The organism is Ruegeria sp. CDSA034, from assembly GCF_059612275.1.
Window position 1 is genome coordinate 136364 of the sequence record NZ_JBXWQH010000010.1, and the last position, 12545, is coordinate 148908.

The following is a 12545-nucleotide window of genomic DNA, read 5'->3' on the forward strand; positions in this document are numbered from 1 at the left end:
TTTTGAACCTTGTAGCTGGAGTGGCGCGACAAACGCAGATACAAAGCAATACAATTGGAAAAAACTGTACTGCTGTATGGTCCCATACAGAGGAGATCGAGTATGGCCGTTGCGACCCGTAGAACTCTTGTGATGGAACATATCACGCGTCTTATTCGATCGCGGGCACTTGGTGCGGGTGACAAACTTCCCTCAGTCCGGGGCCTTGCAACTCGCTTGGGCGTGTCACCTTCGACAGTGGTAGAGGCCTATGATGTCTTGGCCGCTGAAGGAGTTATCTTTGCTCGTCGCGGCTCAGGTTTTTTTGTGTCAGACCGCGTACAACCGTTCGAGGTTTCGCAAACTGGACCGCTGCTTGAGCGCGAGATTGATCCGCTTTGGGTCGCGCGACAATCGATAGACGCCAGCCAGGACATGGCAAAGCCTGGATGTGGCTGGATGCCTGCCGATTGGATGCCTGTCGAGTCGCTACGGCGAGCAATGCGCCGTGTGGCACGTGGAGGCGACAATGTGCTTACAGATTACAGCTGTGCACAGGGTCATTCCGGTCTGCGCCAGCATGTGGCTCGAATGCTGTGCGACCAGACCATAGAGGTAGATCCCAATACCGTTTTGCTCACCAATTCTGGATCGCAGGCGCTGGATTTGATTTGCAGATTGCTACTCAAGCCTGGCGATACTGTGTTGGTGGATGATCCATGTTATTTCAACTTTCAGGCCCTTCTGAGAGCACACCAGATTACCATTGTCAGTGTCCCCTACACGCCTAACGGCCCCGACCTTGCCCAATTTGAAAACGTGCTTAGGAAAGAGCGGCCGCGGCTCTATCTGACCAATTCAGCATTGCACAACCCAACAGGTGTGACACTAACTGCGGCGACTGCGCATCGTGTACTGACTCTGGCCGAAGCGTATGAGTTGCAAATCGTGGAAGATGCCATTTTCTCTGAGTTCGAACCTGATCTTTCGCCAAGACTGGCTTCCCTGGATGGGCTTAACCGCGTTCTCACGATTGGAAGTTTTTCCAAAACCCTGTCGGCATCGTTGCGATGTGGATTTATTGCAGCGCGTCCTGACTGGATTGTCTCCCTGACCGAACTTCAGGTTGCGATCAGCTTCGGAGGTCCAAGCCCTATGGTGACAGAATTGCTACATTCGGCGCTCACTGACGGTAGCTATCGCAAACACATGGAGGCGCTCAGGGCTAAACTGGATCGCGCCCGTACCCGCGCAACCGACGAGTTAGAAGCGTTAGGCATTAGGCCTTTTGTGAAACCCAGAGGTGGATTTTATCTTTGGTGCGAGCTGCCAGACGGACAGGATGCTGCAGCGATAGCGCGAAAAGCTCTCAAGAAAGGTGTCGTTCTGGCGCCTGGAAATGTCTTTAGCCCAACTCAATCCAAGAACTCGTTTCTACGTTTCAACGTAAGCCAGATGACCAGAAAGACCCATGCGGAACTACTTCGCGATCTGATGAGTGAGGCACAATAGGACTGCCTACTTCTAGAAAAGGTAATAATCTTCCCCTCAAAGTGAAAGTCCGGATAGGGCCGTCTGCGAACTCCAGCGGCAATGAGGCAGTGAGCTATAACGCTTCCTAGCTGGAAACGATGTTTGGTTAAACAACCACCGTGGCCAGTTCGTACTGGAATGGCTCCGATAGCCAAGACACGAGCTTCATTCGTTAACTTTTGGCTTCCAATTGGCTTGTTTCATAGCTTCACCTAATTCCACTCCGTATGCCCGGTCCGCGAACAATCTCTGAAACAAAATATCCACCCGACTGTCAGGCCACTCACGCGAGAGTTTATCCGCCAAGGCCTGAGCTTCACTTTCGTTACCCAGCATCTGGTGAGCCGCCAAAAGATAAGCCACAGACACAGGGCCGACGGGGCCGCCCTTTTTGGTCACCTGCTCAAAGGCGGAAACGGCACCTTCGAAATCCTTCAGATGAAACTTTGCAGACCCCATCGCGTTCTGAAACACATAACCCCGGTCCAAATCTATTTTCGACAGCGCATCTTCGCTGATCGTCACGACTTCTTCGAATTCACCTGCGTACAACAAGATCAGTGAGACGAACTCCAGCACATGCACGTCGTTTGGTGCTAAACGCTGTGCCCTGTACGAGAACTCCGTAGCTTCAGGCCAATTTCCCTTGGTAAATTCGACCCAGGCCTTTGCAGATTGGCTCCACCCCGTTTCTGGTGCCAATTCAATGGCCCTGTTGGCCTGTGCGTCCGCGTAACGCAGCATGTCCCCGGTCGGATCGGCGTCCGGTGAAACCAACGCTATCATTGCTGCAACCTGCGCGGCTCCTGCGTGGCCTCCGAAATAGCTGTCGTCGTTTTCGATTGCCCCTTTGAATATTGTCAGGGCTCCGTTCAGCCGCGCGGGCTCCAACGCCGGAAAAATCAAATCGCGGCCTGAGTTGGCCAGGTTAACGGCCTGAAGCCGCATGGGGGATGCATCAAAAATGGCGCTGCGCTCATCTTGGCTCAGGCCATCGACTGGCAGGTTGACTGGAACCCCACGATTTGTCGACACTAACGCAATTGCAGCAGCAACACAGATAAAAATGAAAACCCCTGTAATCCCAACGAACGGGCGAAGCCAAGTGTGCCTCTTAGTTTCCCTCTCGGAAACTTCAGGCTGATCCGTCCCGGGCGACCTAATCGAGATCTCAGGTGCGTATCCGCCTTTTGGCAGATCGAAAACAGTGACTTCTTCGCGGCCATCTTCGACATAATAGTCGGCCAGCTTGCGACGCAGGCGACCAGCGTCCACCCGCACTACATTTTCTCTGCGTGCCATCTCGGACATGGTCCCGCCATAGACATCCATGGCGATTGTTTTGGCACGTATTTCGTCGGCCCTGCCGTTAAGGGATTCCTCGACAACATAGACAAGAAAGTCCTGCAATCGCTGTGAACTTGCGAAAGTCGAGGATCTGACAAGTCGTTGAAGTGCGGCCCGCACATCCTCAGCGTCAGGCGCAATGCCCTCATTCAGAGGAGGTGACTTGTCTCTAAATACTTTCATATTTTCAGCGAGTTACATCCATGACTACACCGTATTATGCCCCGATATACCTATTGTTAAAAGTGAATTCGTCCAACACTCCAGTATATCTGCTGATCTATCGAACGAGACATCGAAATTGAAAGGCCTCGAACTTGATACGCTGTTTCCCGACCACCAGGCCGCAATTGCGGACTTACGGCGCGTGGACACTGTGTTCGATGAGATCTGCCAAGACTACCAGCTTCTCAGCGACGAGTATCTCTCCATGAATGCTGAGCCGGGAAGCCAATCGTATCAGATTCAATGCGACATCAGCGAGACCCTGGATGGTCTTAGGGATGAAATCGCCCAGTCCCTGCGGCGCGCAGGAAAGATGTAATTCGAAAATGGGGAAGAGATACCGATGAGATCAATATGGAAACATGCCTCTGCCATGGTGCTGATGGCTGGCGCGGGCTTCGCTCAGGATGCGCCCATCATTCATGATGGAGAATTCCACTTTCTCCGCGCGCAATTTGGCGAACAATGGGACGCTCAGGATACGGAGATCGAAGCGAAGCTTTCCGAGATCCGCGGCGCCAATGGCGGCAAACCACCTAATATTCTTTACATTCTGATTGACGATGTCAGTTTCGGTCAGATGGGCAACCGGACGATGAACTACGTCACCGGTTTCGATACACCCAACATCAACGATTTTGCCACAGAAGGCATGTCCTTGATGAGAATGTATACCGAGCCGTCCTGTACACCGACACGAACGGCAATGTTGACCGGCCGACACCCGGTGCGCGCGGGCGTGGAAGAGGTCAAGGTTGCTCTGGTCGGTGAAGGCCTGGCGTCCGAAGAGGTGACGATTGCCGAAATCCTGAAGGAAGAAGGGTACAACACCGCCCATGTCGGGAAATGGCATCAGGGCGATATTGAACAATCCTACCCGCACAATCAGGGGTTTGACTGGGCGGCCTTTCCCTTGCATCAGCAGGTTCAGCTCAGCTTGATGACACGAGATGCGATGGTTGCCAACAACATGCTTGGCTTCCATGCGTCGGGTCAGTCCAACCAGTTTCAATTGGACCAGCGGTTCAAACCCTACGGGCTGGTAACTGGCGTAGAAGGTGAAGCGGGCGGCCTTGCTCGCGAAGTAGACATAGCGCCGGGCGAAGAATGGACACAGGCAAAATACGAGGAAATGAACCTGCGCTATCAGCGTCAGGCATTGGAGCAGCTGGAGAAGCTGGCTTCGCAGGACGACCCGTTTTTCATGCAGTACTGGCCGCTCTACCCGCTGAACTTTGCCTACCCTGATGAGGCCGTTTCCCGCAATGGTGGCTTCCATGCCGACAAATTACAGGTTCTGGACGGCTGGATTGGCGAAGTTCTGGCCAAGCTCGATGAAACTGGCAAGGCAGACAGCACCGTCGTCATGATCATGGCTGACAATGGCTTGATGTATCACTACGAGGGGACATCAGGTCTAAACCAGCTGATTTATCGCGGCGGCAAGACCCAGCACCTGGAAGGCGGCGTGCGTACAGATGCATTTATCCGGTGGCCCGGAGCAATCGAACCGGGAAGCGCAGCTGGTGATATCGTGCATGTCTCGGATCTGTTCACTACCTTTGCCCGGATTGCAGGGGCAACCGACCGCATTCCGCGCGACCGTGTGATTGACGGGATTGACCAGACCGCGCTGCTGCTTGAGGGCGAAGGCAACTCGCGCCGCGATTACGTCTATGTGTACGAGGGGCCGGTCTTGCGCTCAGTAGTCAAGCAGGAGTTCAAGATGCATCTGCCTGCCCCCGGCCAACCCGGCGCAGCGGCTCCCGTGTTCAATGTCTACCGCGACCCACGCGAGGAACATCCCCTTATCGGGTACTCCCTATGGTCCGGGGCGTCTTTTCAGGACATGGTCAAGCGCCATCAGAAAACCATTGCCAAACACCCGCATCTGCCACTCGGAAAGGGTGTTCCTTATGAAGGAATCGAGAACCTTCGCCCTGAAAGCGAACTAACCAGGGAAGTCTTTTCTAGCTGGCAATAACGAACTTGGGACGGTGGTGGCAAAGCCACCATCTCATCAATCGCACGAGAACTTTTCAGGTACATGATGGCCAGCCATTTTTTCATTCATTCTATCCTGACGTCCGCGTTGCTGATAGCGGGTAGCGCTGCCGGAGCAGAGGAAAACGCGTCAAACCCATTGGCTGCGGTCAACAACACGGACATTCGCTATCAGTATTTTGATCTGGAGGGCGGCGCAGACCGTCAGGATGCATTCATTGATGGCGCATACATGCTGCGACCTGATCTGAAATTGAAATATGAGCTCCATTACAATTCGACGAATGCGACCGGGGAGAGGTTCAACGGGTTTGAAAAGACCAGCTTCAAGCTGATCTATTTCCCGTCACAAAAACCCCTGAATGACACTTGGGCCGTCAAATCCGCGCTCGGGCTGGAGTGGATCCTTGATTTTGGCGACCCCGAGGAAGGTATAGGCACCGGGTCGGATCAGATCGCCCCGTTTGGTGGCTTTGCCTTTGCAAACACAAACACTGGCATGACGCTGATCCCTTTGGTCCAGCATTTCGCATCGTATAATGGGTCGACCGATGTCAGCCAAACTGCAATGCGCCTGATTGCGCTTCAGCCGTTCGGTGATGGGTATTGGGCCAAAGCAGATATCAAAGCGCCATATGATTGGGAAAACGACGCCTGGCCTGCAACCGCTGAGCTTCAGATTGGCAAAAATCTCAGCCCCGGTATTGCCCTCTATGCAGATGTGTTGATCGGGATCGGCGCTGATCGCCCTTATGACCAAGGCATCGGGATCGGGCTCAGATTCAACTACTAAGTTTCATGAACCCCAAGGACAAAGCTATGTCTCACCTCTCACTACTCGGCGCAATCACGCTTGCGACCGGCCTTCTTACGCTGCCGACACTTGCCGGTGCTCAATCACTGCCCGCGCCGGATCAGGACGAAACCGGCTGGCGTCATGGTGCAGCGTTCTATCTGTTCACACCCCTAAGAACCACAGGGACATCGACCGTGGCTGGACAATCCGCTGACTTGGATCTGGATCTCGGTGACGTGCTGGACGTGCTCGATTTCGCAGCGGCCGGACGGTATGAGGCATGGAATGGGGATTTTGGAATAATCGTCGACGCCAACTAAGTTGGCATCGAACAGGATACGACGCTGCCTGGCTCGATGGGTGCCGAGCTGAACGTAAACGTGCGTCAAAATGGTCTGGCGTGCTAGGTGCTTACCGTATCGTTGACGGAGGATTTGGTGCAAAAAACCAGCGGTATGCAATCGATATTCAGGCGGGACAGAGGTACAACTCCATCAGTTAGGAAACAGACATCTCCACTCCGACGCCTGGCAATCCGCCTGTATTGGGCGCCGATCAGGATTGGATAGAACCCGTAATCGGCAAGCGCGGGATGTGGCGACTGAGCCAAAACTGGCCCGGAATTGCTTCGTTGCTGGCGGAAATGACCTTCAAATCGGTGCGAGTGTTGGTTTTGATTTCCAACCCTGAGAGACAACCGCCCTCACATTTGGATGCCGCTATTTCAGCGTCGACTACAGCGACATGCTGAGTTCAGGAGAATTCGCCTATGACGCCGACCGGCACGGGCCTTACTTTGGCATCAAGTATTTCTTCTAAGGGCAGCTCTATTGCGCTCCCGGCTTCCGGCGTGCACGTAACTTTGCACTTGCAGTGAATGACGGCGAAGCAGGCTGCGACCGCAGCATTTGATTGGTCGGTGAAAGGCAGGTTTGGACCGCGAGCCTTCAATTCGACTGAAATTCGCCGAGCTATGTTATTTTCGAAAACAAATTTTGAAACTACGAGCGGCCAGCGGAAAAATTCGCTGGCCGTTCTACTGAGTTGAGCAAGGGCGCAAAGCCAGCCGTTACCCCGTCTGGGCGTGGTTGCCAAAATACATGAACTCTTTGTCCATTCCTGCAACGTCCGCCGCGTTCAGCGACAGATTGGCGCCGTCCAACATCTTGTAGCTGGGTTGGGACTTCACCCACTCATCCGCGTCCTGCAAGGTGGTCAGGGTATAGCTGGTGGTCTCGCTCAGATAATGTGTCGGAATGATAACTTTGGGGTTCAGGCGCGACACGATATCATCGCCCTGACCATAACTGAGAATGTGTTGCGATCCGTCCACCGGCAGAGTGAGGATGTCGATTTCCCCGATGGCATCCCAGAATTCCTGCGGCGGGTTGTGCCTATTGTCGCCCCAGATCAGGGTTCGCAACCCACCGGCCTCGATCACATAGACCACCATGTCCATATGGCTAACATTATTGGGCGGGCAGGCTTCAACGCCGAATTCAGCCAAGGCGTTTGTCCAATTGTACCAACCCGGAGCCTGGCACGCGTGTTTGTCGGCAAACCCCGTGATCTTGATATCGGCAAACTCAAAGTTTCCAACCATCCGGTCCAGCACCATAGTTGAGACCGGGCGGTGAATGGCATCGTGGTCAAAATGCGTGTGGGTGGACATGCAGATGTCCACTGGCACCTCGGGGAATTCATTCTTGAACCACAGCCCCCAGGCACCGGACGGGTCATCGCGCCATGGGTCGAACAACACCGTCGCCCCGCTCGGCGAGGTGAATTTCAGCGCGCAATGGCCGTAGAAGTCGATCCCCAGATCGCCATCGACAGCAGTGCCCGTGGTTTTCTGCAATTCGATAACACCATTGTTGTTCCCCGGCTGGGTCCAGTCTGTCGATTGCGCCTGAGCCGATGTGCTGGACAACAAAGACGCAGCACCGCCCACTCCTGCTGCTCCGGCGGCCATGAAAAAAGAACGTCGCGAAAGGCCTGGCGTCAGATCGTCTTTCTTGCCATTCACCAATGTCGGTTCCAGCTTTAGGTCTTCTCGTTCCATTATGTGTTTCCCTGTTGTTGCCCGGCACCCGGATTGGCACCATGGACAAAAGGGTAACAACGGTAGTCGGTCAGATGAGTGTGAGAAAACCAAGAGTAAATCATGGGGCTGGCCCCCATACCTATTGCAGGGACCGCAGCTTGGTACGCAGGTTCTGACCCGTTTTCCGCAAGCCCAGTTTCTTGCGTATGTTGTTGCGATGAAACTCGATTGTGCTCGGCTCACGCGACAAAACCTGAGCAATATCTTTTGTGGTCTGGCCGCGCATAATCATTTGGGCGATGTCCTGTTCGGACGGGGTCAGCTGTTCGAACACATCCCGCTTTTCGTCGGACATCGAGGCAGTGATGGATCTTAAATTCTCTTCCAGAATATCAAGATAGACCAGCGCCGCATCGTTTCCTATGACCCGGCTGCGCAGCTTGGCAAAAGTCGGCGCGACAACTCCTTTGATCTGTCGCATGATGTTCTGGTCATAGTCATCGCGCGACCGCTCAACGCTTTGCAGCAAAACGCGCAGGGCGATGTTTGCCTCTTCCAACTCGGCGGTGCGTTCTTCGACACGTGTTTCCAGTTGATCCAGACTTTCCTGAAGTTGTCGTTCAAGCTGAACGCGTCGGTCCGCTTCGACAAGCAGTTTAAGGTCCGCTTCGATCACGCGAGCAAACTCTTTCAGCCCTTCGCGGAACATCAGAGCACGTCGGTTCAGTTTCGAGTCCAAAACGCAAATTGTCCCGAACACAGACCCGTCCGGCCAGTAGAGCGGGAAGCCGACATAGAAACTCATACCGTGTTCCATGTCGTCATTGTCCGCCCATCGGGGATCGTACTGCGCGTCTTCCACCACCAATTCGCCCTGTTCCAGAACGCCATGGCAGTAGAGTTTTTCGTTCAATCTGAAACACAGCCCGACGTCATAAGGGTGGTCCGCAGTATCGTTCCTGACGAAGACTGAGTGTTCGGGGGTGTGGGTGCGCATCACCAGACTGGCAGGCACATCCGCCAATTTGGCGATGAGGTTCACAATTCTCTGCCAGTTATTGATCGTTTCTTTCGGAATATTCAACATTGGCCGAACAGCGCCCCTTGTACTTGCTGCCTTGGCACCACCATCACCAATCCCTAGCAGCAGAACAATTAGAATAAGCCGATTGCCCTTCGATCAAGCCCTATTGCTTCAGCAAGGCGTGCGCTTGCCGCACAGTCCGGTGCCCGCCGGTTGAATGATAGATACGTGCCGTGAACGATGGTTCGATGCCAAAAAAAGAGCATAATCTGCCGCCGATCGTTTCCCTTGCCCTTGCCAAACACAAGGCAACAGAATTTCGGAGATCACCGTGGCTACTTTTTCGATCACGCGCAGCGAAAGCCTGCGATACGGGTTGCGATTGCAGCATCAAAACAATGGGTTGGATGCCGGCTCTGGGCCGTCCTTGCAGGTGAACATAGGTTGGTATCGTACGAATACTGGGGTCGATCTAATGGTGACAAAGCTGGTCGCCGATTACAAGCGTACTCTGTTAGGCGCCAGGCCCGACAGAGCCTGTATACCGAAGCGCGATTTCTATTAGCGTCAGCCAAAGCTCAAACACCGCTCAGGAACTTACGAACAGTGAAAGTAATGAGGTTGGCTACTATCTGCTCGCTCGTGTTGATACCGGCAAAATTTGTGTCCGCAGACCAGCTGGCAACAGACAGCTATGTGAAATACCTGTCGCATAGCGACATGACTGACAATCAAAACCTATTACTGGCTGAGTGCATGGTTGCATTGCTCTCACCCGAAGCCCGAGCTGAACTCCAGTCATCAAAGTCTAAAAGAGCTGCAGAGTTGGCTTTTCTGGCAGACGGCAAAAATACGTCTCAAGGGGTCTGTATCGTTCGGGCACTCACTGAAGCGAAGTAGCAACATAATCGGGCGCTAACTGCCGCTTCAGCTTTGCAGTGGCGCAACGTGTTGAGCTGAAAGCCCACGCGGGGGCCCCGACGGTTTTGGACTTCGCCTGCAAGTCACGGTGGTTTTACCCAAAAACTGGCGCATTATTGCAGTGAGTAATTGACGGGTGATTATCAATTTGTTCGGTTGATCTGAACTGACTTTGCTTCACGTTGAGAACGTCCCGACCTGCGGCGCCAATAGGGTTTTTGGTGTCCGCACAAGATCAACGCCCATTCTGTCAAGGCTAGTACTGTTGTGTGCTCAACAGTAGCGATACCGAAGATCTGACTACCAGATCACAACACTAGCCGTGTACTAAATTCGCTTTTACTCACCCAGATTGGGAACTTGAGATATCCTGTCATTTCTCGTTCGCGATGCGCTCCAATTCATCGGCAACAGCCAATGGTGCGGTTACTATCGCCTCGTGACAGGCGGCAATTTCGGAAATGGGCCAGCCATATTGCCTCGCGCGGTCGAGCGATCCGTTTGCAGGCATATAGGGCGGATCTGACAAGTGAATATAATGGGGGTTCAACCCTTTTCCTGCAGGCTTTTGCATGGCCAATGACGTCTTTAACGTTGCCAAAGGATGTGGGGTCAAGCGCGGCTTCAGGAAAGCGATGTCCGCCGCCTTAGTCAAACCCAGAATTTCCGGGTCAACCGGGGGCAAACTAAGGCCGTTGCTGAACTGATTGGCCAGATCCTGGCGGGCCTGGGCAATTTCGGAATCCAGCAAATCGAACCAGCTCTCGCCCGGCTGCAATATTGCTGCATCAAGATAGATCACCTTTGAAATCCTTTCAGCCACCTTATCGCCGGTTCCGCAAATCGTGGCACCGCCAAAACTGTGACCGACCAGAACCAGGTCGTGGAGGTCTTCAAACAAGATATGCTGTTCGATGTCGCGCGCAAAAGTCTCCAAGGTAATCTCTGCGTTGATCAAATGTGACCGATCCCCGACACCGGTATTGGTCGGCGTGTGAACCTGATGGCCCCGTGTCCGGAGGATGTCGGCGACCCGAGACCAACACCAACCGCCATGCCAGAGGCCATGCACAAGAACAAAAATCGATTGAGGCATCCGGTCCCCGATCCTTAAATTGGCTGCAACATTGTGGCACTCTAGCTGAGCTGAACGAGGCGTCAAAAGTTTCTGCAATACCAATCAATTTTTGAGACTCGGTGACAATGAAATTTGATATTTAATTCACTAGGTATTTCTTGTTGGCAGGTTCGAAACGGCACTAGCGACGAGAGGTAGCTGACCCCAATACTCTGTCTGCTTGGTGGGTTGAGTTAAACATTGGTGATGATTGGCACGTGCAATGCCACTGGGTGATCGCCGTCTAACAGCGCAGCCCGGCCGAGAGCTTGTCAACGCCCGAACCCTAAGTATTGATCGCTGTAGTGCGACTGAGAGAATGGGGCATTGGCCGCAGTGTCGATGAATGCTGCTATTTGTGTTGGGTCAAAAATGCTTGACGTTTGGGTCAGAATTGAAGGATGCGCTTCACTGATTTACTAAGGTTTTGGGCATCGAGTGAGATCAAAGATCTGTGACGTTCCACAAATGTCAAGGGGTCGGAACGGCCAAATCCGGGAGGGACCCACGCGTGCCTCACGCGGGGTAGGAACCGGAATTTTGTCGAGAAGACGACGCGCGTTCCGCGCGGCGCTGGCCCCTTGACCGGCGCGGAGGATCTCGTTCCGGAGCCTGGCCGCCGGGCAGTCCTCTTTCCAAAGACGCCCGTTTTTGCGGATCGGGATGATTGCGGTGGCCTGTCGTTCGATGATGGCCGCGTAGCATCGTCGGGTGTCATATGCGCCATCGGCAGTCACCGTGCCGATCTGCTGGTCTTCCGGGACTTGGTTGATCAGGTCCGGCAGGACCGGGCTACCGCTGTAGCGGCTCGAAGTGAATTCAGCCCTGCCAACTCCAGCAGGCTGGCAACCACACCTGCAGTCTGCCGCAGAGGCAACTTGAACAGCTTTCGGGCCGCGCCAGCCTGGTCATCCCCGATCAATCCAAATCAACAACGAGGCACGCATTCTCGGAGCAGCATTGTAGTTGGCCCAGTTCTTCGTGCGATGGCGAGTGGGAGTCGGCTTTGGCATTCCGCCCTCCTAATCACATGGATTCACATTGTGAATTCTCCTTAGTCGAGTTCTTCAACAACGCCGTTCAGCAGCATGAACAGGCGTGCCAATATCAATGGAAATCTCATACCCGCTGTCATCGGCATCCACGGCGGCCTCACCGTTCGGGCTTATCTGGCTGTCGAAATACCCATCGCGCAGCTGACCGTCGATATAAAACTGACTGTCCGCAACCAAAAGTGCTCTGAGGGTAGCATCGTAGCCGACGGCCGAGATATCGGCGCTGGCCAAGCGGTTACCGACACCTGATGACAGATGGTCGATGCCAAATTCCAGCCCGCCAAACACCTGTCCGCTGCAACCTCTCCCATAGGGAAAACTGTGTCATATCGACGTTCATCGCTGTGTGTCAAAACACTGCGATCACTGACATTTTTTGTACCAGCGTGGTTATGTGCTTGCGAAACTGCGGAGCGAACGTCCTGTGCTTATCCGCGCAGGTCATGGCCTCGAAACGGACCGGCCATGGACATTCCAGCACACATAGCAATAGCGAATGC

The 12545-nt window shown here is 53.8% G+C and carries 10 protein-coding genes and 1 pseudogene; 5 read left to right on the forward strand and 6 right to left on the reverse strand.

The window, feature by feature from the left end; translation table 11 throughout:
- Positions 1-132 precede the first annotated feature (132 nt).
- Positions 133-1491 carry an aminotransferase-like domain-containing protein gene (locus AC2FLJ_RS16280; RefSeq protein WP_496706770.1) on the forward strand — a complete coding sequence of 453 codons (1359 nt, stop codon included), beginning with the start codon at positions 133-135 and terminating at the stop codon, positions 1489-1491.
- A 186-nt stretch (positions 1492-1677) separates the two neighbouring features.
- Here the strand turns inward: AC2FLJ_RS16280 and AC2FLJ_RS16285 are convergent, their stop codons facing one another.
- Positions 1678-3042, reverse strand: coding sequence for a tetratricopeptide repeat protein (locus tag AC2FLJ_RS16285; RefSeq protein ID WP_282170406.1), 1365 nt, complete (start codon positions 3040-3042; stop codon positions 1678-1680).
- 118 nt (positions 3043-3160) lie between these two features.
- Here AC2FLJ_RS16285 and AC2FLJ_RS16290 point away from each other — a divergent pair, with 118 nt between their 5' ends.
- The 4 genes from AC2FLJ_RS16290 (at position 3161) to AC2FLJ_RS16305 (ending at position 6204) form a co-directional block, all read left to right on the forward strand.
- Positions 3161-3403, forward strand: coding sequence for a hypothetical protein (locus AC2FLJ_RS16290; RefSeq protein WP_496699031.1), 243 nt, complete (start codon positions 3161-3163; stop codon positions 3401-3403).
- Positions 3404-3427: 24 nt separating this feature from the next.
- Positions 3428-5068: a sulfatase-like hydrolase/transferase gene (locus tag AC2FLJ_RS16295; protein ID WP_496706753.1), complete on the forward strand. Its 1641-nt coding sequence runs from the start codon at positions 3428-3430 to the stop codon at positions 5066-5068.
- 63 nt (positions 5069-5131) lie between these two features.
- Positions 5132-5881, forward strand: coding sequence for a hypothetical protein (locus AC2FLJ_RS16300; RefSeq protein WP_480683278.1), 750 nt, complete (start codon positions 5132-5134; stop codon positions 5879-5881).
- A gap of 26 nt (positions 5882-5907) precedes the next feature.
- Entirely contained in the window at positions 5908-6204 is a 297-nt protein-coding gene (locus AC2FLJ_RS16305) for a hypothetical protein (RefSeq protein ID WP_496706755.1), read from the forward strand.
- 749 nt (positions 6205-6953) lie between these two features.
- Here the strand turns inward: AC2FLJ_RS16305 and AC2FLJ_RS16310 are convergent.
- The 5 genes and pseudogenes from AC2FLJ_RS16310 to AC2FLJ_RS16330 all read right to left on the reverse strand — a co-directional run bounded on the left by AC2FLJ_RS16310 (position 6954) and on the right by AC2FLJ_RS16330 (position 12333).
- The gene (locus AC2FLJ_RS16310; RefSeq protein ID WP_282170410.1) at positions 6954-7946 is read right to left on the reverse strand and encodes an MBL fold metallo-hydrolase; all 993 of its coding nucleotides are present in this window, start codon (positions 7944-7946) and stop codon (positions 6954-6956) included.
- Positions 7947-8067: 121 nt separating this feature from the next.
- A complete protein-coding gene (locus AC2FLJ_RS16315; protein ID WP_496699025.1) occupies positions 8068-9015 on the reverse strand; it encodes a LuxR C-terminal-related transcriptional regulator in 948 nt (315 codons plus the stop codon).
- 1231 nt (positions 9016-10246) lie between these two features.
- Entirely contained in the window at positions 10247-10969 is a 723-nt protein-coding gene (locus AC2FLJ_RS16320; RefSeq protein WP_496699023.1) for an alpha/beta hydrolase family protein, read from the reverse strand.
- A 608-nt stretch (positions 10970-11577) separates the two neighbouring features.
- Positions 11578-12003 (reverse strand): annotated as a pseudogene (locus tag AC2FLJ_RS16325) (transposase); the annotation flags it as partial.
- Between the two features lie 54 nt (positions 12004-12057).
- Positions 12058-12333 (reverse strand): hypothetical protein, encoded by a 276-nt coding sequence (locus AC2FLJ_RS16330; RefSeq protein ID WP_496699021.1) that lies wholly within the window; start codon positions 12331-12333, stop codon positions 12058-12060.
- Between the last annotated feature and the right edge of the window lie 212 nt (positions 12334-12545).